Source organism: Empedobacter sp. UBA5036, from assembly GCF_002415215.1.
Lineage (GTDB): Bacteria > Bacteroidota > Bacteroidia > Flavobacteriales > Weeksellaceae > Empedobacter > Empedobacter falsenii_B.
In genome coordinates this window covers 1-23,246 of the sequence record NZ_DICC01000074.1, presented here as the reverse complement: position 1 = coordinate 23,246, position 23,246 = coordinate 1, and the positions used below count along the sequence as shown (strand labels likewise).

The following is a 23,246-nucleotide window of genomic DNA, read 5'->3' as shown; positions in this document are numbered from 1 at the left end:
CTTACAAAACAACTTCTATCAAACTACCTTTTTCTTCATCTTTTGTGATTTGTAGCGCAGCTGGAATTCGATCTTTTAATTCGTCAACATGAGAAATAATTCCGACAATTCGGTTCTCTTTTTGTAAACTCATCAACGTTTCAAACACGATATTTACCGCATCTGCGTCTTGCGTTCCAAAACCTTCATCAATAAAGAAGAAGTTCTTTTCCGACTTCGCATTTGTTTGCACACTTTCTGCCAAAGCCAAAGCCAAACTCAACGAAACTTGGAAAGATTGTCCTCCAGAAAGCGTTTTCACACTACGTGAACGACCTTCGTTCAAATAATCTATAATCTCAAAATCATTGTTGTCATTCATTTGTAAACTCAATTGATTTCTCGTCATTCGATGAAATCTCACATTTGCGTTATCACATAATTGTTTCAAATAAATTGACGAAACATATTGCACAAATCCTGCTGAATTAAACAAATTTCGCATCGTTTGTAAATTAGCCGCTCGCTTTTTCAACTTTTCCAATTCAATTAACAAATCTTTCTTTTCTGTAAAAGATTTATTCAATCGCTCAATTTCAGTTTTTATTTTAGTAACAACTTCAGTAGCTTCTTTCAATTGATTTATCACAAAAATCAATTTTTCTTCTTGTATTTTATAAATCGTTTCATCAAAAGAAACTTCCGATAATTTTTGCTCTAATTCATGAATTAAATTTTTCAACGTTTCATACAAAATTCGAAAATCTTCCAACTCTTTTCTGATTTGAGAAACATTAAATTTCTGATTTAAAACAAATTGAACCTCTTCAATGTTTTGTATTTGATATTTTTCTAATGCTTTTTCTATTTGATTTTGATTAATAGCCAACTCTTCTTTTAACTCAATAAGTTGTTTTTCAACTAATTCAATTGAAGTTTTTTGAGAAGCTAATTTTGGATTCAATTGATTTAAACTGTCTGTAAATTGAATATAATCTTGTTCAATTTTTGTATTATTTAACTTTAAATCATTCAAATTTTGAAGCACATTTTCTGTTGTTTGATTTTGAAAATCTTCAAATTTCAAGACTTTCAAATTTGCTTGATTTTGCTTGATTTGAGAAGCTTTTTCAGCTTCTTCTAATCTAAATTTTTCTAAAGCATTTTTATATTTTTCAACAGATTCACGTTCTTTCTCTAAAGTTTCACGAAAAGTTTCAATCTCTTTATTTTTATTCGAAATTGTTTTGTCCAAAGCAATAGCTGCTTTCTTTTTTTCTTCAAATAATTCAACATTTTTCGAATCAAAATCTTTCCAAACAAACAAATTCAGATGATTTTCTTGTTCAATTTTCAGATCATTCAAAACTTGATTTTCTTGTGCAATTTGTTTTTCAATAAACTGTTTTTGATCAATCATTTTCTGAACTTCATTTTGTTTTTTCTGAAGCGATTTTAACTTTTCATCAATTTGATTTAATTCATTATTTACAACTTCAAATTTCGTGGAAATATCATCAATTTCAACAATATTCGGATGCTCTAAAGCGCCACAAAGCGGACAAGATTCACCTTCGTTTAAATTATGTGCAAAATGAGCCAACTTTTGCTGAACTTCTAATTCATTTTTCTGTTTTTGAATTGATTTTTTAGTTGATTCAAGCTTTTCAAATTCAGAATTAAACCAATTTTCAAAACTTGAAATCTCAATATTTTCAGTTTTTAATTGAGTTTCAAAAACATTAATTTGTTGCTTTTGTTCTTCTATTTTAGATTGTTGTTTCTGAATAGATTGTTGCAAATTTTGATTCTGAACAAACCAATTTCCAACTTCAATCAAAGTCTGAGAATCTATTTTTGACTTAGCTAAAGTTTTGACTTCTTTTTCAGATGATTTGATTGAAGCTTCAATTTTTTGTTCATTTTTCTGAACCTCTTCAACTTCTTTCAAACCTTTTGCTGTTCTTACTTTTAACTTTTCTATCTCCTCTGAAAAAGTTAAAATTTGAACTATTAATTCTAAATCTGTTTCTTCTTTTCGTTTTATTGGTAAAGTTTCATAATCAGTTTTAATCGCTTCAATTTGGTTCGAAATTTCTTTGATTTGATTCTCGATTAAAGTCAATTGTTTTTGTTGATTTTCAACTGAAATTGACTTTTCTTCAATTTGATTTGAAACTTTTTTATGATTTTCTAAAAGTTGAGAAAACGCATTAAAAATCAATTCATAGCGCTCAATTTCAAGTTTTCGTTGATCCATTTCGTCTTTCTGAACTGAAACTTTTTCAAACTCAATTTTCTTTTGTTTTAACGTCTCAAAATCTGATTTCAACGCTTTTAAACGTTGAAACGATTCATTCATTTGATTATATTCTTCTTGAACTTTATTGGTAACTTTTGTTTGTTCAATCAAATTTTCTTCAAGCTCTTTTATTTTTTCTTCCGAAACTTCTTCAAAACTAGATAATTTTCCTTCTAGTTGATTCAAATTCGTTAAGTTTTGAGAATTTAAAGCTGCAACTTTATCTTGTAAATCATAACGATGAAGTCCAAAAATTTCCTTCATCATTTGTGTTCGATCTTTTGCACCCAACTCAATAAATTCCTTGAATTGCCCTTGCGGAATAATAATTGTTCGTTTGAAATTTTCGTAACTCAACCCAATTATTTCTTCTGCTTTCGAATGATTAAGCGGAATCCATTCATTGTCTTTTTGTTCATAAAAAACAACTATTGGCGATTTTACATCTTCAAAACGTTTCGAATTTCTTTTAAATTCACGTGTTGCTCTGAATAATTTTTGTTCAAAATTATAGAAATCAAACTCGATATATGCCAAATTCGATTTCAAATTCATCATATTGTAAGCACGCTTATCTTTGGAATTTAGACGTTCTGTTTCGCCATACAAAACGTACATAATCGCTTCCAAAATTGACGATTTTCCGGAACCTACATTCCCGAAAATTCCAAATAATCCTGCTTCTGTTAATTCAGAAAAGTCAATTGTTTGGCGTTCTTGATACGAATAAAGTCCTTCTATGGTTAATTTTACTGGAATCATTTTTTAAGTTTAAGGTTTAGATTAAGGATAAGATTTCTTGATATCATAATATAACTTCAAAAAATAATCAATTTAACTATTTAAAATTTCGTTAAACAAGTCCTTTATTTCGTCATTTGGTTCTTGATTTCCATTCTTCGATTTGAAATAATCTGCAAACAATTCTTTCATATCTTTTGTTTGATCTGCAAACTTATATTCGACTGTTTCAATCTCTTGATTTTTAACTTTCGGAATCAAATGAATAATTCCATCATGTGATTGATAAATCAATTTTCGTTCATCAACTTTCAAAAAAGAATCACTTTCTAAAGTCAATTCAACCAATGCATTTTGATTTTCATTTAACCATTCTACAGCCACATTTATATCATCAAAAGTTTTTCGAATAAGTGGTTTTCCGTTCTTTAATTCAACTTTATGATAAGAAATAGTTTGATTTGGTTCTGCTTCTATTATCGAAACATATTTCGTTTGACCAGCTTCGGAAAAGCTATAACACAAAGGCGAAGAACTGTACACAACAGGCTTTTCTTTCGTTCCGATGTTCTTAAAACCATGCAAATGCCCAAGCGCTGTATATTGAATTTGAGGCGGAATAGCTTCTGAAAAAATCATATCTGCATTTCCAATTTTAATCGGTTTTTCGCCTTCTGGTTCTTCTAAGATTTCAGCACCTTTTTGATTCATATACAAATGCGCCATCAACAAATTAACTCCATTTTCGTCACAATATTCATTCGCAATATTTTTCCAATTTGTCGCTAAAACTTCATTCAAAGCTTCTTCTTTATTCTCTCCAAAATATTGTTTCAGACGGATTTCGTTTGCATAAGGCGTATGAATAATTCGAATCGGAAAATTGAAAGAATTTAATTTCAATTCAATCATTCCTTCTACAGATTTCGAAATTTTGAAATCATTTAATTCAAATTCCTGAATTTTTGCATTTGGATAACCAATCAAAATAATTCCACATTCACGTGCCAACGGATCTGGCGCATCAATCAAACTTGGAGAATCGTGATTACCAGAAATCGCTACAACAGGACGTTTTCCGTTATTCGAAAGTCTTTTTAATGTTTTATAAAATAATTCTACAGCTTCTACACTTGGATTAAAATTATCAAATAAATCGCCCGCAATAAGTACCAAATCGACTTGTTGTTGATCTGCAATTTCGACAATTTCATTCATCACTAAAACTTGTTCTTCTAATCGCGAAAAACTATCTAATTTTTTACCCAAATGCCAATCGGCTGTATGTAGAATTTTTATCATTATTCTTCCGTTTCTGGTTTATTTTTATCGTTAAATTGCTGATTAATTGCTTTCAATCGAGCTTTTCGTTCGGCCTCAGCTTCTTGCGCTTTACGCTTCTTTTGATCTAACTTTTTCTTGTGCGCTTTTTTATTTGCGTCTGTATTTCTACTCATTTCTATTTGGTTTAAAATTAATTATTCTCCACGCCAAATGATGTCGCAAAGTTAGATTAAATGATAAAGAATTGTAAAACTTTTGTCTAACTAAATTGAAATTATTAACTTGGGTAGAAAGTAATCGAATTTATTAATTTTAAAACATTTATAATGGGAAAAGGCGATAAAAAATCGAGAAGAGGAAAAATTGTGAATGGCTCTTATGGTGTAAAACGTCTGAGACATAAGTATTATTATGAGGAAGATGTGGTTGAAGAAAAACCAACCAAAAAAGCTAAAAAGTAATTTTTTTGAAGCTGAAAATCACGATTGATTTTCAGCTTTTTTATTTTATTGAATTTTTAGACATTCTAACAAAAGTCATTGAATACAAAATCAACAACCTCATTATATTTGCCGAAACAAAAATAACATGAAAGCAATTTTATTTGCCTTATTTCTATTATTGAATACTACAATTTTTGCTCAATCTCTTGAAATAAAATCACCGAATGAACTTCCTAAAAATGATCAACGTACAAAGATATTTTTAGGAGGAACGATTGATATGGGAAATTCTGAAGATTGGCAAGCGAAAGTTTCAAAAGAACTGAAAAATGAAAAAGTCATCCTGCTAAATCCTCGTCGTGATGATTGGAATACTGCTTGGAAGCCTGTGAAAGAAGAGCCCGAATTTCGCAAACAAGTGGAGTGGGAATTGAATGCATTGGAAAAAGCAGACTATATTATTATGTTTTTTGGAAAAGATTCTAAAAGTCCGATTAGTTTGTTGGAAATGGGATTGTATGCAAAAAGTGGAAAACTTTTGGTGATTTGTCCAGATGGTTTTTGGCGAAAAGGGAATGTTGATATTACGGCAGAAAAATATGGTGTGAAACAATTTGATTCAATAGAAAATGTGTTGGATTATTTAAAAAATATTCTAAAATAAATAATTAAAAAAGAGAGATTTAAGTTGAAACATGAAAGGTTTAACATATAATTTTATTTCTCAAAATCTTATTTTAAAAATTTATGTTTTAGCTTTGAAACCGCTTTAATAGTAAGTTTTAGAGATTATGAAACATAATGATTTGGAAATTAATCGGTTGATTGAACGATTAGAATCTTTAGGAATTTTGGTCGAAAAAATCGAGAGTTCTGGTTTTGGTAGTATGTTAAATTTTGAAATGATTTATCAACTTCCTGAACAAAATATTTCTAATGCAATCAATTTTAGACGTTTTGATATACAAGATGTTTATCTTTATTTCAAAGAAGCTGTTAACCAAAAAGGAGATTTACTTTTTATAGAATAAACGAAAAATGCTCAAGAATTTGAGCATTTTTTTATTTCAATTTTTGTAAGTCATTAACCGTATAAAACTTCATATCATTGTTCTTTACAAACTTGCAAATCTCTTCTAAGGTTTTAAATTCAGTTTCATAATTATTAGTTGCTTTTGCAACTGTTTTATGCGCATAAAAAACGACTATCTTATTGTTATCCTTTGCGTATTGCAACAACGAAATAAAATAAGGTACACTAAAATGCGCGTAACTATTATCGATTCCTAAACCAAAAAATAACGGTTTATTTTGATAATAACAGTTCTGAAAATTAGGCGCTTCGTTTCCATAAGTTGTTCCTCTTAATGTTTTAAAATGATTGAAAAGTAATTGATCCGATTCTACACTTCGATCGCCATAAGGATAAGAAAAATCGGTTACATCAAGACCTTTGTTTTTCATCAAAGTTAGCATTGGAGCGATTTCTTTATCAATAAATTCTTTTCCTCCAAATTCTTTTATATACTTTGTTGTATGAACGTGATTTAAACCATGCGCAGCAATCTCATTTCCGTTTTGTTGCAGATAAGTTAACTCACGTATTTGACTCTCCGAAAGCTTATCAAAATGCGTTACATAGAACGTTCCTTTCCAATTGTATTGTTTCAATTTTATATTCGCATTGAACCATTCGTCCACATAATCATCATCAAACGTAAGCACCACTCCTGCTCTATTTGTAGATTTTTTTGGTTCTTTTATCGCATCTTCTTCGTGTGTACAGCTATTCAACACAAAAATTGAAATTAAGCAAATAAAATAATAATTAAGTTTTAGCATTCTATATCAGTAAGTTTTAGTACTTAAATATATCGAAAAAGTAACTGCTAAATGAAAAATTTTTAAAATTAAGCAAATTTTAATTTTAGATGATTTTGAAGTTTTTTAAAACAAAAAAAAACCACTCAAAATTGAGTGGTTTAGAAAATACTATATTGTAATTTATATCTGCTGATACATAAAGTTTTCACCTAGATAAACGCGACGAACATCTTCATCATTCGCTAACTCTTCAGGCGAACCTTCTTTCAAGATTTTACCTTCGAACATAATATATGTTTTATCGGTAATTGCAAGCGTTTGCGAAACATTGTGATCAGTAATTAAGATTCCGATATTTTTATCTTTTAACGAACGTACAATCTTCTGAATATCCTCAACCGCAATTGGGTCAACTCCAGCAAAAGGCTCATCTAATAAAATGAAATTAGGTTCTGTTGCCAAACAACGCGCAATTTCGCAACGACGACGCTCACCTCCAGAAAGTAAATCTCCACGGTTTTTACGAACATGTTCCAATGAGAACTCTTCAATCAAAGCATCTGTACGCATTTGTTGTTCTTTTTTCGAATGTTTCGTGAATTGTAAAACTGATTTGATATTATCTTCTACAGAAAGTTTACGAAAAACAGAGGCTTCTTGCGCCAAATATCCAATACCTTTTTGCGCACGTTTGTACATCGCATCATTTGTGATATCTTGTTTATCTAAAAAAACTTTTCCTTGCGTAGCCTTTACCAAACCAACAATCATGTAGAAAGAAGTCGTTTTACCAGCACCATTTGGCCCTAATAATCCAATAATTTCTCCTTGTTCTACTTGAAAAGACACATTTTTTACGACGTGTTTTTTACCGTAATCTTTTACTAAATTCTGACCTTTTAATACAATTCCCATATCGCTTCAAAGATAGGATTTTTGTTATTTAATCGAGTTAATAATATCATATTTTGTGATGATATGATATTTTCCGTTTTCTAATTCTATTAAAACAGCTTGATTATCCTTTGTAATTAACTTCGAAACTTCTTCGATAGATGTTCCCGCTTTTACGACTGGATAAGGTTTTCCCATGATTTCGTGAACAGGTTTTTCAGCAACATTTCTATCTTCTAAAAATGCTTGAAACAAATCTGATTCATCCAAAGAACCAACAATTCCATTCACGTCCGTTACTGGAATTTGAGAAATTTTGAAACGACGCATACGATCAATTGCATGAGAGGCCAATTCCTCTGTACGAACCGTAACCAAAGGCTTATCGACATGTTCTTTGATTAAATCTACAGCCGTTTTGATTTCTTCGTCCAAATATCCTCTATCACGCATCCAATCATCATTAAAGATTTTTCCTACGTAACGAGAACCTGAATCGTGGAATAAAACCACTACAACATCATCTGGTCCGAATTCGTCTTTCATTTGCAACAACCCTTTGATCGCAGATCCCGAAGACATTCCGACAAACAAACCTTCTTCTAAAGCTAAACGACGCGTATAAACCGCTGCATCTTTATCAGTCACTTTTGTAAATCCATCAATGATATCAAAATCGACATTTTCTGGTAAAATATCTTCACCAATTCCTTCTGTTACATAAGAATACACTTCATTTTCGTCGAAAATTCCGGTTTCTTTATATTTTTTGAAAACTGATCCATACGTATCAACTCCCCAAATTTTAATGTTAGGATTTTTTTCTTTTAAGTATTTTCCAACACCTGAAATTGTTCCTCCAGTTCCAACTCCAACAATAAAATGCGTTACTTTTCCTTCTGTTTGTTCCCAAATTTCTGGTCCAGTTTGTTCATAATTCGCTTGTGCATTCGATGGATTATCATATTGATTTACATACCAACCATTCGGTGTTTCTTGAGCCAAACGTTTAGAAACTGAATAATAAGAACGTGGATCATCTGGCTCAACATCCGTAGGACAAACCACAACTTTCGCACCAACAGCGCGCAAAATATCCATTTTCTCTTTCGATTGTTTGTCTGTAATCACACAAATTAATTTGTAACCTTTGATCACAGCAGCCAAAGCCAATCCCATTCCTGTGTTACCAGAAGTACCTTCGATAATTGTACCTCCTGGAACTAAACGACCATCTTTTTCGGCATCTTCAACCATTTTTAACGCCATACGATCTTTACAAGAATGACCAGGGTTAAAATATTCAACTTTTGCTAAAACTGTACATGGTAAATCCTTTGTAATCTTATTAATTTTAACCAAAGGTGTATTCCCAATCGTTTCTAATATATTGTTTGCGAATTTCATTTTTTTCTAACTTTTAAATTAAAACATTAAATTTTATCTAAAATTAATAGCTTTTGCAGGTGTAATTTTAGATATCATATACGAAGGCAAAAGTAATACAATTGCACAAACTAATAACGCTCCTGCATTTAATAAAACAATTGTGCCAAAGTCTAAATAGACTGGAGCTGTTGATAAATAATAGTTTTCTGCTGGAAGTTTTATAATTCCGAAATATTTCTGAATGAATAATAATCCAAGTCCAATTACATTTCCAGCAATTAATCCTGGTAACATGATAAATAATGCGTAATTGATGAATAATTTTCGGATTCGCCAATTTGTCGCACCAAATGCTTTTAAAATTCCGATTGAATGTGTTCGTTCTAAAATTAATATCAATAAAACCATCACCATATTAATCACCACCACAAAAAGCATGATAAAAAGAATAATGACAATATTTTTGTCGAAAATCGAAATCCAATCATTAATCTGAGCAAAAGATGCTGTTGCTGATTCTGCATACAAATTATATGGAATATTTTCTTGCACACGCTTTGCAACTGGATCAATATTTTCGACATCATTTACAAATAGTTCGAAACCACCAACAGTTGTCGAATCCCAACGATTAAGGCGTTGCACATGTTTAATATCACCAAACATAATTTGATCGTCAAAATTTTTGATATCAGTTTTGAACAATCCAGAAATGGTAAATCGACGATAAATAGGCTTTGTATCTTCTTGAATAAAATACATCACAAACGAACTATCAACATCCAATTTCATTTCGTCCGCAATCTTTTTAGATAATAAAACCTCATCCATTATCGAATCTTTATTGATTCGAGGAAAATGTCCTTTTACCATAAATTTTTCGAAACGAACCGAATCATAATCTGTTCCAACTCCTTTGAACACCACACCACTAAAGTTTTCATCCGTTCGGATAACACCACTTTTATTGGCAATTGCTTGTACATGTTCTATTTCTGGAATCGATTTAAACTTTGGATAAAAAGCTTGATGAAGTGATAATGAATCGGAATTTAATGACGTATTACTATTATAGTTTCTAATCGTAATATGACCATTAAAATCGGCCAATTTTTCTTTGATTGCCATTCTTGCTCCAACACCAGTCGAAATTGTCACCAAAGAAACAATCAACCCTAATGCTACCGCAATTTGACCTACTCGAATAATAATACTCGATAAGTTATTTTTAGTATTTTTACCAAGCGCAATTTTTTTTGAAAACCACCAAGAAAAACTCAAATTATATATTTTTTATAAGATTAAAACTAACTTTAAGCTTTAAATTCGCCTAAATTCAAATGATTCAAAACGAAATGAAAAACTTTGTCAAATATACATCAATTGGTTTACTTAGTTCAGTTATTTTTTTCGGCTTTTCTACTCCAATTTTAGCTCAAAATAATACATCAAAAACGATAGAAAATCATTCAACTATTCTTGTTGGAGCAGAAAATACAACTAACTATCTTTCGAAATTGAAAGGTAAAAAAGTTGGATTAGTTTCTAATCAAACAGGCATTGCAACAATTAATGGAACAACGATGCATACAGTTGATTTGTTACTAAAAAATAACATCAATGTGGTTAAACTTTATTCGCCAGAACACGGCTTTAGAGGAGATGCTGATGCTGGTGCAAAAATAAAATCTGGTATTGATACAAAAACTAACTTGCCAATTATTTCTCTTTATGGTGACAATAAAAAACCGAAAGCAAATCAGATTACCGATGTAGATGTTTTGGTTTTTGATATGCAAGATGTTGGCGCACGTTTTTACACATACATTTCTACTTTGCATTATGTTTTGGAGGCTGCGGCTGAAAATGGCAAGAAAGTAATTGTGTTGGACAGACCAAATCCAAACGGACATTATGTGGACGGACCTGTAATGAAAAACGAGTACAAATCATTTGTTGGAATGCACAATGTTCCGATTGTTTATGGAATGACGATTGGCGAATATGCGCAAATGATCAACGGTGAAGGTTGGTTAGCAAATGGTATAAAAGCAGATTTGGAAATTATTCCATTGATCAATTATACTCATCAATCCAAGTACAATTTACCAGTAAAACCATCGCCTAATTTACCAAATGCACATGCGATAAATTTATACCCAAGTACGTGTTTGTTTGAAGGGACAAACGTAAACGAAGGTCGTGGAACAGATATTCAGTTTCAGGTTTATGGTTCACCATTCTTAAAAAATATGCCTTATCAATATACGCCAACTTCAAAACCTGGTGCAACAAGTCCAAAATTTAAAGATGAAGTTTGTTACGGTGAGGATTTATCAGATGTTCCGTATCAATCTTCCATCAATTTGAAATGGTTAATCAATGCATATAAAAACAATACGAAGCAACCTTTTTGGACGATGAATGGTAAAAAATTGTGGATTGATCAACTTTCTGGAACAGATGAATTGCGTAAACAAATAGAAGCAGGTTTATCAGAAGAAGAAATAAAAGCAACTTGGCAAAAAGATTTGGAGGCTTTTATGAAGATAAGAGCAAAATATTTGATTTATAATTAAATTAATGCAAGTTAAAAGAAGCGTTCTTCAAAAACTGTCTACAAATGAATTAAATTCTTACATCAAAGATGATTCTAGATTTGTTCCTGAAGCAATAGAAATGGCTTTCGAAATTTTAAAAAATGAACGAAATATTCAGTTTTCTGAAATTGAAACAACTCGAATTAAAAATTTAATTTCATCTAAAATTATTTATTACGAAAAAGAAGAAAAGAAAAATTCTTTCGAACCTAATTTAGTTGAAGATATTGAGGAAAATAATGAGGTTCCGAAACTTCATACTAAAACTGAAATTGTTTTTCATTCAAGCGTATTTTTTTCTTTTATTGGAGCTGTATTATTGTATAAAAATCTAAAAAAAATTAAAGACATAATGCTCTTTCATTATGTTATTTTAGTTCTTTTTAGCCTTTTAATGTTAGTTTTTGATTATCATTTATACGAATATATAGTTAATCATCAAGAAGAATTATCACATATTAAATATAAACGTTTTGGTAATTTCGGGATATTTATAACAATTCGTGGAATAGCAAATTTGATTCTTATTAGTTTAATATGGAATTACTTTTTTGGAAAAGATTTTAAGTATAGAGAATTAAAATAATATAAAAACGGAAGCCAAATTTGACTTCCGTTTTTTACGTATTAGAATGATTATTTTTCTCCGACAACTGCAGAAATAGATTCACCCAATTCTTTTACTTTATCATATAATTTTGTAGAACCTTTTTCAAACTCTATCGAAATTTTTCCTTCACGTGCCTTTATTTCTAAAGATTCTCCTTCTCGCCAAACATAGTTTTTTCCTTCAGTCGTTGGCTTTCCAAAAGCTTTCTCTATTTCATTTATTGCAGCTTTAGATTTTGGTTTATCAAAAATTGCCGAATACGAATAAACTTCGTTACTATCGCTCACACTAACCGAAACATTAGAATGAGTTGTTGATCCTGAAGATTTGGCAACTGCGTGCGATTTTGCTGTTTGTCCGTTGCAAGCTAAAGCTGTTAAAGTTATTACTATAAATAATGTCTTTTTCATATTTTTATTTTTTATAAAATTCTGAAAAAGATTAATTTGCGGAGGTTAATGAACGGTTAACGAAGCGTTAATACAAAAAAAGCTACAAAATAATTGTAGCTCATTTTTTAAGTATTCGTATTATTTATATTTTTTGTTGCAAGAATTTTGTCTCCAAGATTTTTAATTTTATCCACAACTTCTCCATTATCCGTACTTTTTTGAATCTCCATTTTGAGCGAATTATCATTCAAAATAATTTCAAAACTTCCTCGTCCAGTCCAGATATAACCAGAGTCTTCTAAAGTTCCTTCACCAAATTCTTTTTCGATTGTTTTCTTTATAATGTCTTTTTTATCCGAATTAAAAGTTCCTTTCATCGAGTAATAAGACTCCGTATTATTCGCTCTCAATTGTGCAAAAACTGAAAGAGTTAACATAAACAGAACAATACTTAAAGATTTTTTCATTTAAGGTTTATTATTAAACGATAAATATCTAAAATTTTCAGCAGAAAAACATCTTATAATTCGTTTAATATTTCAATTGTTAAGAATTCTCCCGTCATCGAATCAAAAGAGAATAAACAATTTAAACGACTATAATCATTTGCTAAACGATTTGGATCATTATTAATAATTCTTTGATAATCATTACTTTTACGAACTTGTGTTTCATCAATATTTCGATTCAAATCAAAAATATTTTGACCTTCATACACCTTACAAATTGGATTTGGAGAAAGATAAAATTTAATCGAACTAATCATTTCATCAACAATTTTCACCGAAATTCCATGCTGTTTGTACAACATAATTTTTCCTTGAGGAATATTTTGCTCTGAAATATCAGATTCAAATTCAGTTTGAAATGATTGAAATAATTCATCATTTGCCGATTTTCCGATCAAAGAAAAATACTGATTTGGATTGGCTTGAAATAAGTTTGTCATATTGTATAGAATTGATTTCATAAAAAAACCTTTCCAAAAATAGAAAGGTTTTGATTAATTATTGAGTTAAAAATCTTAGTTTTCTTTCAAATAAACTCCATCAGCTTCAAAATTATATTGCAACTGAGGTTTTGTAATTTTCGCAATTTCTTCTTTCGATTGTCCTGCATCTTCTGCATAATGGCGTAATTTTTCAACAGAAATTTCACTAACAAAAGCTTTTCCATGCACGACAACATTCGCTTTTTCACCATCTAAAGGCATAAAAAATCCATAATCTTTGAAACGCACAAACGACTGTTCATTGCCTTTTCCAAGATCAACTTTCATCCAACAACCTTTCTTTTTACAAACAGATTCTATTGTCGAAACAAACTGAACATTTTCCAAAGAATCACCACTTTTCATGTTATCGTATAACTTTCCAAGTTCGCTTTTCGTCAATGTATTTTTGATATCAAACGATTCTCCATACACTTGATACGCGTATAAATCGTCTATTTTAGCCGTTCCGTTATCTAAAATTTTTGATTGAACTTTCGAAGCTTTTTCAGTTTTAGCTTTCGTTTCTTTTTTTGTTTGTGCATTTGTTGTCAACACAAAACAAGTTAAAGCACAAAGAGTTAAAATATATTTTTTCATAAGAGTCTTATTTAGTTCAAATTTAAATAATTGTCCATTAACAATTTTATATTTGGATATGAATTTTCTAATAATTGAGGAATTTCATTCTCTTTTTTCCATTCAACCGATTCAATTCCTTCCTCAGTTTGCGGCAAAGGCAATTCAACACCGTCATAAAAAACTTCGAACCAAAATGTTTCTTTGATAATATATTCTCTCAAAAAATAAATGTGAAAAGTAGGCATCAAAAATCGTTTCAACTCTAAATTTGTCAAACTACATTCTTCTTCAATTTCGCGAATTGCAGATTCTTCTCTCGATTCTCCTTTCTCCATTTTACCTTTTGGCAAATCCCATTTCCCAAGTCTGAAAATGAACAAATAATCGTCTTGCGGATTACGAACAATTCCGCCCGCGGCTTGAATATGTTTGTAATATTTTAAGAATTTCGTCCAAACAACATCAATATCTTCACTAAAAATATTGACTAAAGCGGCTGCTTTTGATGATAATAAATGAAAAGATTCATCAAATTGAGCTTCATTTTGAAACAAAATATTTTTTGCTTCAGGATTAGATTGGTTGCTGAAAGTTAACAAACTTTCATTAAAAAAAACTTTGTACATTTGAACGATTTGTTACAAATTTATAAAAAACTCACAAGGATATGAAGGTAAATACAAATAAAGTCCGTTTTGCAAAAAATCAACAAGAAGCATACACTTTTTTGTTGGATATGAAGAATTATGAGCAACTGATGCCAGAGGATACAAAATCGTTTGAAATTCATGAATCTGGAAAAGGATTTACGGTTGGTGTTGGTGCTTTGCCAAAGGTTGGAATGCGTTTAAAAGAGACAGTTGAGCCATCGAAAATTGTTTTCGAATCTCCTGCACCTGCTTTTGAATATACTTTGACAATTTCTATTGATGCAGTTGACGATAATTCGTCTGATGTTTCGTTAGATTTTGATGGAAATTTCAATATGATGATCGAAATGATGGCAAAAAAACCATTAACATCTTTCATTGAAACTATTGCAGAAAATTTAGGAAAAATAGGCTAAGACTATTTTTCGATAAATAAAATTCCTAAAACTGTTAAATAAACTTTATATTTTAAAGTTATTTAGCAGTTTTTTTATCTAAATTATTTTTTATGAAACACTTTTATTCAAAAATAATTCTCCTACTCTTTTTTACTTTTACACTAAATAGTTTTTTATTTGGTCAATATATTCTGGTAGATACATCTTTATCGAAAGAAGAATTAATTGATAAATTTATTGGAACAAACACAGGTTGTATTACTATTTCTAATATTAATATTTCTGGATACAATAGATCTTATGATGAAATAAGCTATGGTTATTTTACAAAAGGAACTAGTAATTTTGATCTTTCCGAAGGAATTATTTTATCTACTGGAAAAGCAAAAGCTGCTGAAGGTCCAAATGCTACTTTACAAAGTTTTTATGGAATTAATTGGGGAGGAGATCAAGACTTAATTGATATTTTGATACAATCTAATTTACCTCATGACAAAATTTTAAATGCTACATCTCTCGAATTTGATTTTGTATCAAACCTTACAACAGATCAAATTAGTTTCGAGTACATGTTTCTTTCAGAAGAATATCGAATTGATAATTGTGATTATTCTGATGCTTTTGCCTTCTTAATCAAAAAAGCAGATAATTCTGAACCTTATCAAAACATTGCATTAATTCCAAATACAACTATTCCTGTAACAACTAAAACAATTAATGGAGCAGATAGATGTAAAAGTTTCCAAGAATATTTTGGAGGGTTTAATTCTAGGAATAGTCCAACAAATTTCAATGGACAAACAAAAGTTTTGAAAGCAAATGCACAAATTGTAGCAGGCGTAAAATACCACATAAAATTGGTAATTGCTGACCATGGAGATAGTTATGGCCTTTATGATTCTGCTGTTTTCTTGAAAGCTGGAAGTTTTGTAGGATCAAAAAGTTTAGGTTCTGATGTTGTATTATGTCCTGGAAAATCTGAAACAATAGATGCGACAACTACAAATGCTACAGCTTATAAATGGTACAAAGATGGTGTGGAAATTAGTGGTGAAACAAATGCAACATTAGTGGTAAATGAAACAGGTTATTACGAAGTAGAAATCACATTGAATACTGGTTGTTCTTTGAAAGGTCATATTAATGTTTCTGTACAAGAAGAACCGCAAATTTATCAAGATCGTTTTTCTATTTGTGATGATGATTTAGATGGAAAAACACAAATAAATTTAGACGAATATACTGATCGAATTGTAGAAGATTATTATTCTGCTCATCAAGTGAAATATTTTGATACCGAACAAGATGCTAAAGATAATATTTCTGCAGGAATAACGAATTTTGAACTAAATGGAATTCAGACATCTAAAGAAGTTTGGATTCGTGTTCAAATCGGGACTTGTGATCCAGTTATAAAAAAAATTACTTTTACATTAAATAATCTAAGTATTGCAAACATAATTCCTCCAATAGAAATTTGTGACGAGGATTTAAGTAACGATGAAGAAATTGTTTTATCCGATTATATTGATGACTTGATTACGAATATATACGGATCTCCAACTTATTATTTAAGCGAAGCTGATGCAAAAAATAGTCGAAATGCAATCAGCGCGACACAAATAATAAATTCAGATCAAACATTTTGGGTAAGATTTAAACAAAATGGTTTATGCGAAAATGTTGCTCCAATTCATTTTATTTTCAAACAATCTGGAAAATCATCAACCTTAAAAGATGTTACAATTTGCAAAGGAACAACGACTACTTTGGATGCAAGTACAGGATTTGACACTTACGAATGGTTGCATAATGGTAATAAAAATCAATCTATTACAAATGTTTCTGTTGGAACTTATTATGTAAAATTAGGATTAAATGGTTGTTTTTATACCCAAGAAGTAAAAGTTATTGAAGCCGAAGATCCAATTATTCAATCCATCGAAATTCAAGGTTCTACGGTGACTATAAAAGTTACTGGATCTACACCGCCATATCTGTATTCGTTGGATAATGGTGCTTTTCAATCTTCCAATATCTTCACAAATGTAACTTTAGGAATTCATACAGTTTATGTAAAATCTGCGGCTAATTGTACGCCTATTTCGAAAGAATTTTCGCTGATTAAACTAATCAATTTTATTTCTCCAAATGGTGATGGTAAAAATGATGTGTTGGATTATTCTCAATTAAAAAGTAAAATCAATCCGAAATTTGTCATTTATAATCGAAAAGGAAAATTATTATTTACAGGTTCTGAAGCTAATAATTATACATGGGATGGAAAACTGAATGGGCAAACACTTCCTTCTGATAGTTATTGGTATATTATCGAATGGACTGAACCAAATTCAACTCAAACTCAAAAATTTGAAGATTGGATTTTATTAAAAAGTACTTATTAATGAATAATTGGATAAATTTTCCTAAAAAGGATTTGATGCTCGAAATTTATTTTTCTGAACAAAATATGGAGGACAAAACTTTATTATTTTGGAATCAAATTAAAATTTCTCCTGAAATATGGAAATGTGATGATGTTATTGAGGATAATTTTTGGGTAGTTGCTGTATACGAAAATTATTTGATTTGGTACAATGATATTGAAGAAGGTTTTAATGTTTCGAGATTCAAAATTAAAGGTGAAATAGTAGAATATAACGCTTCTAAAGATGAATTAAATTTCGCAATTAAAGCACTTAAAAATAAAATCGAATCTATTTAAAACAAAAAACCAGAAGATTAACTTCTGGTTTTTTTGTGATATATAATTTCAAATGATTAGCTCATTGATTTTTCGAAACGCTTACGATCTACTTCTTTTAAGTGAATTTTACGTAAACGGATGAAATTTGGAGTTACCTCGATACATTCATCAGCTTGGATATATTCCATACATTCTTCCAAAGTCATTTCTGTTTTTGGAGCGATAGAAGATGAATCATCTTTACCAGCTGCACGGATATTGTTTAATTTTTTAGCTTCAACAACATTTACTACTAAATCATTGTTACGAGAATGCTCTCCGATAATCATTCCTTCGTAAACTTCTTCACCTGGCTCGATAAAGAATTTTCCACGATCTTGTAATTTATCAATAGAATAAGGAGTTGATGTACCTTGATCTTTCGAAATAATTACACCTGCAGAACGACCAGCGATTGCTCCTTTGAATGGTTTATATTCTAAGAAAGTGTGTGCCATTACAGCTTCACCAGCAGTAGAAGTTAACATTTGAGAACGTAATCCGATTAATCCACGAGATGGAATTTCGAATTCTAAGTGTTGCATTCCTTCTTTCGCCTCCATAACTAATAAATCACCCTTACGTTGAGTTACTAAGTCGATTGCTTTAGAAGAATAATCATCTGGAACATCAATTACTAATGTTTCATATGGTTCACATTTTACACCATCAATTTCTTTTAAGATTACTTGTGGCTGACCAACTGTCAACTCATAACCTTCGCGACGCATCGTTTCGATTAATACAGATAAGTGCATGATACCACGTCCGTAAACTAATTGTGTATTAGAATCTTCTGTTGGTTCTACACGTAAAGCTAAGTTACGCTCTAACTCATCTTCTAAACGCTCTACTAAGTGACGAGAAGTAACAAATTTACCATCTTTACCAAAGAATGGAGAGTTGTTAATTCCGAAAGACATATTCATTGTAGGCTCGTCGATATGCATAACCGGTAATGCTTCTGGATTTTCTGGATCTGCAATTGTATCTCCAATTTGGAAACCATCGATACCAACAACAGCACAAATATCACCCGCTTTTACCTCAGTAGCTTTTATTTTACCTAAACCAGCAAATGTATATAATTCTTTGATTTTATGTTTTTTGAACGTTCCATCAGGTTTTGTTAAAGCAACCCAATCCCCTTCTTTAATAACACCACGGCTTACTTTACCAACTGCAATACGTCCTAAGAATTTAGAATAATCTAAAGATGTAATTTGCATTTGTAAAGAACCTTCGTAAGCTTCTGGAGCAGGAACATGTTCAAGAATACCATCCATTAATGGAGAAATATCGTCTACACGTACATTTTCTGTATTGAACCATCCTTGTTTAGATGAACCATAGAATGCTGGGAATTCCAATTGCTCTTCTGTTGCATCTAAGTTGAAGAATAATTCGAAAACTTTGTCATATACCTCATCAGGACGACAGTTTTCTTTGTCAACTTTGTTAATTACAACTAATGGTTTTAATCCTAATTCTAATGCTTTACTCAAAACAAAACGCGTTTGTGGCATTGGTCCTTCGAAAGCATCAACTAATAAGATAACCCCATCAGCCATTTTCAATACACGCTCAACTTCTCCACCGAAATCCGCGTGACCAGGAGTGTCAATCACATTGATTTTTATACCTTTGTAATCTACCGAAGCATTTTTAGAAAAGATCGTAATCCCTCTCTCACGCTCGATATCATTGTTATCCATGATTAATTCACCAGACTCTTGGTTTTCTCTAAAAACGTTTCCGCTGTGAAGAATTTTGTCAACCAATGTAGTTTTACCGTGGTCAACGTGTGCGATAATCGCAATATTTCTAATGTTTTGCATCCTTGAAATTTATGGGTGCGAATTTACGATAAATTATTTTTAATTACTATAGATTTTATTTAATTTAATGAAATCGCAACAAACGCATGTTATTTATCTTTTTTTATTACCAAAAGGGTTGTATGATATGCCAAAGTTGAAATAGAAAGATGACTTTGGTTTATACTCGTATATATAGTCATTAAATGATTCATTTTTTTCAAATATTCTTCCAGTAGGAATGCTACGTAGCCCTGTTTTTACAGTACCAATAAAATCACCAATTCTATGTTCATACATTACACCACTATTAATTTCTGTTTGTCTAAATTCAAATGTTTTATTCGATTGGTCAAAATAGAATGATGTAACATCCATTTCACTACCAAGAGAAAATCGACCATTATTAAATACATTTTTTTTCATCATTACTCTTTTTGGGAGTATGATATCGGCTATCCAACCATTTTTAAATTTATGCTCATAAGAAATAATTGGAAATGTAGGTACTTGCGAACTTGGGTCTATAATTACAGCTAAACCTAAAAGTAATTTAGTTCTTTCGTTTGCTGTAATCATTATACTACCTGTTAGTAAACCACGGAATCTTTCAAAACTATTTTCGTTTCCATCAACTGATGCAGTAGCAGAATAAATAGCTGTTTTTTTCCATAATTTAGAAATATGACTTGCAGTTACGGCTTCTGAATGATAATGAAAGTTTTGTTTCGTTTCGTTCATAGTAGAACTAAGGTTATCTATATTTGCTGTAGTGTACTTATAATTAAGTGCTGTAGATATTGTCCATTTTTCTTTTTTGAAAAAATACAAATTAGCATTTGCCTTTATTTGTTGAAAGTTTTTCACTTTACTTTCTGGTAAATTAAAGTTGCTATCCTCTAACTTTTGAGAAAATTTATAAGGTGTAAGATTTGTATATTCTACATTAAGTACACGAGTAAAGGGGAATTTATCTGCAACAAAAGCGACAGCTCTTTTTTGAACACTATCCTTTTTTTGAGCGAATGATAAAGTTGAAAGTAAAAGCAATAAACATGTAATTGCTTTTTGTTTTATTGAATACATTAATTTTTATTTGATTTCGTGAATACTCGATTGAAAAAAATTGAAGACAAATACTTTGTCATAAATCTTACTGATATTGTGTTCTTCTATCGTTTTTAAAATTGACTTTAAAGTTGTATCTAACTTGTCATTTACAAGAACAAACCAAGATTCTTTGTTTCTATTTATAGAAATTGTTTCGTTATTTCTAAGATTAGAAATATCCATTAATTTCACTTCTTTAATAATTTCATTTTTTTCAATAATACAAAAATCATGATGTATACAATCTACAATTTCTAATGTCGGATCGTAGCATTGAATAAAACGATTAAGATCTGTTATTTGAATAATTTTATCTTCTTTTTCTGTTGCAGAAAAATCTAGAAGATTTAATTTATTTACCCAATGATTAAAATTTTTCACACTCATACTTATTTATATTTTGTAAAATGAATGGCTAAGAAAAGTATAAAAAAATGGTTTTAATAGTTTTTTATACCAACACTAGATTTTTTTATACCAACCAGAAAAAAAAAGAAGAAGTATAATAAAAACAATGGTTTGTATAAACTTTAATAATGGAATAGATTTATCAATTACCTTTGTTATAGATAAGATTTTTTATAAAAATGAATTCATTGTTACCTCAATCAAAAAATCAAAAAATTATAAATTTTCTAGTAGATAAAAAGTTTAGATTTTCTCGTCATTTGCTTTTTATTGCTGGATTTTTATTAGTGATATACAGTTCTGCATTTGTATCTAATTATTATGGTATCTATAGATATTATGTTATTCTTTTACTGTTTGTCGTATTTGTATTAAAAACATACATCAATATTTATATATTGGTTCCAAAGTTTTTTTTTAAAGGTTACTATATTTTATATCTATTACTATTAACAATTTTAGTTTATGTGGGTATAAATATTATTGGTCAATCATTAGATGTGTTTTTTGGAAAGTATAGAATAGCAAGTCCTAGACTATTTGGTGAAAATATAAGAAGAGGTTATGAAGGGCTTATAGTTGTTGTGCCAATTATTATGATGACTACAACATTAAAGCTTTTTCAGAAATGGATTGAAGATAGTAGGCAAATATCTGAATTAAAAAATTTGACATTTTCAATGGAGATAAATGAATTAAAAAATCAAATCAACCCACATTTTTTATTCAATATGTTGAATAACGTAAAAGCATTAATCAGAAAAGATCCTGAAGTAGCAACAGAAGTTATCATGAAACTTTCAGATTTTTTAAGATACCAACTATATGAGAATAATGAGGAAAAAACACCTGTTTCCTCAGAATTGAAATTTTTAGCTAATTTTTTAGATTTAGAGAAAATTCGTCAAGAAAATTTAAATGTAGTTATAGAGGCTGAAGCGAATAAAAGCGAATTAAACTCGACATATATTCCGCCTAATTTATTTACAACATTTGTAGAAAATGCCATAAAGCATAGTGTAAATTTAAATGATGAGTCAACTTATATAAAAATTGAAATTGCGATAAGTAATGATCAATTACATTTTGTTTGTAAAAATTCAATAGATCCAAATTATATAATTCCAAATAATAAATTTAAAGGCTTAGGACTTCCTAATATCACCAGAAGGTTAGAACTTTTATATGAAAAAACGTATTCTTTAAAAATTAATGCGACAAATGAAGAGTATTGTGTAAACCTAATAATTCCGATATGAATTGTATTATAATTGATGATGAACCTTTGGCAAGAGAAGAAATGGAATTGCTAATTAAAGAAGTTTCCGAATTAGAAATTATTGGAAAATTTTCTAATGCAATGTTAGCATCAAAATTTCTAGAAACAACAGTGCCAGCTATTATCTTTCTTGATATTGAAATGCCTTTTGTAAATGGATTAGAGTTTGCAAAGAGTATCCCTAAAAATAGCCTAATAATTTTTACGACGGCTTATTCTCAGTATGCAATAGATGGTTATGAGTTAGATGCGATAGATTACTTGTTAAAACCAATAGATAAAAACCGTTTAGCGAAGGCTGTGACGAAAGCTGTGTTTTATCATCATCTTCTTTTTAATAAAGTGGAGGAAAATACAATAGAAGAAAATGACGATAATTATTTATTTATAAAAGCAGATCGTAAGCAATATAAAATAAGCTTTGCTGAAATTTTATTTATTGAAGGTTTAAAAGATTATGTTGTACTTCATACTAAAACGAAGAAATTAATAACAGCAATGAATTTAAAAACAATTCATCAAAAAATAAATGCAGATCATTTTATACGTGTTAGTAAATCGTATATCGTAAATACACAACATATTAATTCTTTTGATAATCATACAATTTATATTAAAGAATTTGAAATACCAATGGGGGAGACGTATCGTTCAGATTTTATGCTAAAATATTCGATAGGAATATTAGATTAAAGTTTCTAAAAAAGAATAAAATAAAAAAGCCAAACATTTCTGCTTGGCTTCTTGTGACCTGGCTGGGGCTTGAACCTAGGACCCCAACATTAAAAGTGTTGTGCTCTACTATCC

25 protein-coding genes are annotated in these 23,246 nt (G+C 30.0%); 10 read left to right on the top strand and 15 right to left on the bottom strand.

From position 1 onward, the window contains the following. Position 1: 1 nt before the first annotated feature. From B4J88_RS14495 to B4J88_RS14485, 3 genes are all read right to left on the bottom strand, one after another. Complete coding sequence (locus B4J88_RS14495) at positions 2 to 3,043, bottom strand: AAA family ATPase (RefSeq protein WP_291067958.1); 3,042 nt, start codon at positions 3,041 to 3,043, stop codon at positions 2 to 4. A 72-nt stretch (positions 3,044 to 3,115) separates the two neighbouring features. Next, positions 3,116 to 4,321, bottom strand: coding sequence for a metallophosphoesterase family protein (locus B4J88_RS14490; RefSeq protein ID WP_038334675.1), 1,206 nt, complete (start codon positions 4,319 to 4,321; stop codon positions 3,116 to 3,118). Between the two features lie 2 nt (positions 4,322 to 4,323). Next, positions 4,324 to 4,479 (bottom strand): hypothetical protein, encoded by a 156-nt coding sequence (locus tag B4J88_RS14485; protein WP_162835350.1) that lies wholly within the window; start codon positions 4,477 to 4,479, stop codon positions 4,324 to 4,326. A gap of 153 nt (positions 4,480 to 4,632) precedes the next feature. Between B4J88_RS14485 and B4J88_RS14480 the strand changes: the two genes are divergently transcribed. The 3 genes from B4J88_RS14480 to B4J88_RS14470 all read left to right on the top strand — a co-directional run bounded on the left by B4J88_RS14480 (position 4,633) and on the right by B4J88_RS14470 (position 5,780). Then, a complete protein-coding gene (locus B4J88_RS14480) occupies positions 4,633 to 4,767 on the top strand; it encodes a 30S ribosomal protein THX (protein ID WP_084106891.1) in 135 nt (44 codons plus the stop codon). A gap of 127 nt (positions 4,768 to 4,894) precedes the next feature. Next, positions 4,895 to 5,413, top strand: coding sequence for a nucleoside 2-deoxyribosyltransferase domain-containing protein (locus B4J88_RS14475; protein WP_291067956.1), 519 nt, complete (start codon positions 4,895 to 4,897; stop codon positions 5,411 to 5,413). Between the two features lie 127 nt (positions 5,414 to 5,540). Continuing rightward, positions 5,541 to 5,780, top strand: a complete 240-nt coding sequence (locus B4J88_RS14470; protein WP_038334521.1) for a hypothetical protein — start codon at positions 5,541 to 5,543, stop codon at positions 5,778 to 5,780. 31 nt (positions 5,781 to 5,811) lie between these two features. Here B4J88_RS14470 and B4J88_RS14465 read toward each other — a convergent pair whose 3' ends face one another. From B4J88_RS14465 to B4J88_RS14450, 4 genes are all read right to left on the bottom strand, one after another. Next, positions 5,812 to 6,591 (bottom strand): polysaccharide deacetylase family protein, encoded by a 780-nt coding sequence (locus tag B4J88_RS14465; RefSeq protein ID WP_038334520.1) that lies wholly within the window; start codon positions 6,589 to 6,591, stop codon positions 5,812 to 5,814. A gap of 162 nt (positions 6,592 to 6,753) precedes the next feature. Then, entirely contained in the window at positions 6,754 to 7,482 is a 729-nt protein-coding gene (lptB, locus tag B4J88_RS14460; RefSeq protein ID WP_125348857.1) for an LPS export ABC transporter ATP-binding protein, read from the bottom strand. A 30-nt stretch (positions 7,483 to 7,512) separates the two neighbouring features. Further along, the gene (locus B4J88_RS14455; RefSeq protein WP_291067954.1) at positions 7,513 to 8,874 is read right to left on the bottom strand and encodes a pyridoxal-phosphate dependent enzyme; all 1,362 of its coding nucleotides are present in this window, start codon (positions 8,872 to 8,874) and stop codon (positions 7,513 to 7,515) included. 33 nt (positions 8,875 to 8,907) lie between these two features. Beyond that, complete coding sequence (locus tag B4J88_RS14450) at positions 8,908 to 10,137, bottom strand: ABC transporter permease (protein ID WP_115001360.1); 1,230 nt, start codon at positions 10,135 to 10,137, stop codon at positions 8,908 to 8,910. Positions 10,138 to 10,211: 74 nt separating this feature from the next. Between B4J88_RS14450 and B4J88_RS14445 the strand changes: the two genes are divergently transcribed. Both B4J88_RS14445 and B4J88_RS14440 read left to right on the top strand, forming a co-directional pair. Continuing rightward, positions 10,212 to 11,435 carry an exo-beta-N-acetylmuramidase NamZ family protein gene (locus tag B4J88_RS14445; protein WP_291067952.1) on the top strand — a complete coding sequence of 408 codons (1,224 nt, stop codon included), beginning with the start codon at positions 10,212 to 10,214 and terminating at the stop codon, positions 11,433 to 11,435. A 4-nt stretch (positions 11,436 to 11,439) separates the two neighbouring features. Further along, on the top strand, positions 11,440 to 12,042 hold the full coding sequence (locus B4J88_RS14440; RefSeq protein WP_291067950.1) for a hypothetical protein: 603 nt from the start codon (positions 11,440 to 11,442) through the stop codon (positions 12,040 to 12,042). Positions 12,043 to 12,092: 50 nt separating this feature from the next. Here B4J88_RS14440 and B4J88_RS14435 read toward each other — a convergent pair whose 3' ends face one another. The 5 genes from B4J88_RS14435 to B4J88_RS14415 form a co-directional block, all read right to left on the bottom strand. Next, entirely contained in the window at positions 12,093 to 12,476 is a 384-nt protein-coding gene (locus tag B4J88_RS14435) for a hypothetical protein (protein WP_291067949.1), read from the bottom strand. Positions 12,477 to 12,583: 107 nt separating this feature from the next. Beyond that, on the bottom strand, positions 12,584 to 12,925 hold the full coding sequence (locus B4J88_RS14430; RefSeq protein WP_291067947.1) for a hypothetical protein: 342 nt from the start codon (positions 12,923 to 12,925) through the stop codon (positions 12,584 to 12,586). 53 nt (positions 12,926 to 12,978) lie between these two features. Then, positions 12,979 to 13,428: a hypothetical protein gene (locus B4J88_RS14425; RefSeq protein WP_291067944.1), complete on the bottom strand. Its 450-nt coding sequence runs from the start codon at positions 13,426 to 13,428 to the stop codon at positions 12,979 to 12,981. 54 nt (positions 13,429 to 13,482) lie between these two features. Then, the gene (locus tag B4J88_RS14420) at positions 13,483 to 14,049 is read right to left on the bottom strand and encodes a DUF4920 domain-containing protein (protein WP_291067942.1); all 567 of its coding nucleotides are present in this window, start codon (positions 14,047 to 14,049) and stop codon (positions 13,483 to 13,485) included. A gap of 11 nt (positions 14,050 to 14,060) precedes the next feature. After that, a complete protein-coding gene (locus B4J88_RS14415; protein ID WP_219033584.1) occupies positions 14,061 to 14,657 on the bottom strand; it encodes an NUDIX hydrolase in 597 nt (198 codons plus the stop codon). Between the two features lie 41 nt (positions 14,658 to 14,698). On the opposite strand from B4J88_RS14415, the gene B4J88_RS14410 reads away from it, so the two are divergent. The 3 genes from B4J88_RS14410 (at position 14,699) to B4J88_RS14400 (ending at position 17,804) form a co-directional block, all read left to right on the top strand. Continuing rightward, positions 14,699 to 15,097, top strand: a complete 399-nt coding sequence (locus B4J88_RS14410; protein ID WP_291067940.1) for a hypothetical protein — start codon at positions 14,699 to 14,701, stop codon at positions 15,095 to 15,097. Between the two features lie 92 nt (positions 15,098 to 15,189). Then, positions 15,190 to 17,484 (top strand): choice-of-anchor L domain-containing protein, encoded by a 2,295-nt coding sequence (locus B4J88_RS14405; RefSeq protein ID WP_291067938.1) that lies wholly within the window; start codon positions 15,190 to 15,192, stop codon positions 17,482 to 17,484. After that, positions 17,484 to 17,804, top strand: coding sequence for a hypothetical protein (locus tag B4J88_RS14400; RefSeq protein WP_125348788.1), 321 nt, complete (start codon positions 17,484 to 17,486; stop codon positions 17,802 to 17,804). The genes B4J88_RS14405 and B4J88_RS14400 overlap by 1 nt, the downstream gene beginning before the upstream one ends. 56 nt (positions 17,805 to 17,860) lie before the next feature. On the opposite strand, the gene typA is transcribed toward B4J88_RS14400, so the two are convergent. The 3 genes from typA to B4J88_RS14385 form a co-directional block, all read right to left on the bottom strand. Further along, positions 17,861 to 19,663 carry a translational GTPase TypA gene (gene typA / locus B4J88_RS14395; protein ID WP_291067936.1) on the bottom strand — a complete coding sequence of 601 codons (1,803 nt, stop codon included), beginning with the start codon at positions 19,661 to 19,663 and terminating at the stop codon, positions 17,861 to 17,863. 93 nt (positions 19,664 to 19,756) lie between these two features. Then, positions 19,757 to 20,728 carry a DUF6268 family outer membrane beta-barrel protein gene (locus B4J88_RS14390; protein ID WP_115001382.1) on the bottom strand — a complete coding sequence of 324 codons (972 nt, stop codon included), beginning with the start codon at positions 20,726 to 20,728 and terminating at the stop codon, positions 19,757 to 19,759. Positions 20,729 to 20,734: 6 nt separating this feature from the next. Continuing rightward, complete coding sequence (locus B4J88_RS14385) at positions 20,735 to 21,139, bottom strand: hypothetical protein (RefSeq protein WP_115001384.1); 405 nt, start codon at positions 21,137 to 21,139, stop codon at positions 20,735 to 20,737. A 200-nt stretch (positions 21,140 to 21,339) separates the two neighbouring features. Here B4J88_RS14385 and B4J88_RS14380 point away from each other — a divergent pair, with 200 nt between their 5' ends. Both B4J88_RS14380 and B4J88_RS14375 read left to right on the top strand, forming a co-directional pair. After that, entirely contained in the window at positions 21,340 to 22,419 is a 1,080-nt protein-coding gene (locus B4J88_RS14380; protein ID WP_291067934.1) for a sensor histidine kinase, read from the top strand. Beyond that, positions 22,416 to 23,132, top strand: coding sequence for a LytR/AlgR family response regulator transcription factor (locus B4J88_RS14375; RefSeq protein ID WP_115001388.1), 717 nt, complete (start codon positions 22,416 to 22,418; stop codon positions 23,130 to 23,132). The genes B4J88_RS14380 and B4J88_RS14375 overlap by 4 nt, the downstream gene beginning before the upstream one ends. The last annotated feature ends 114 nt before the right edge of the window (positions 23,133 to 23,246 follow it).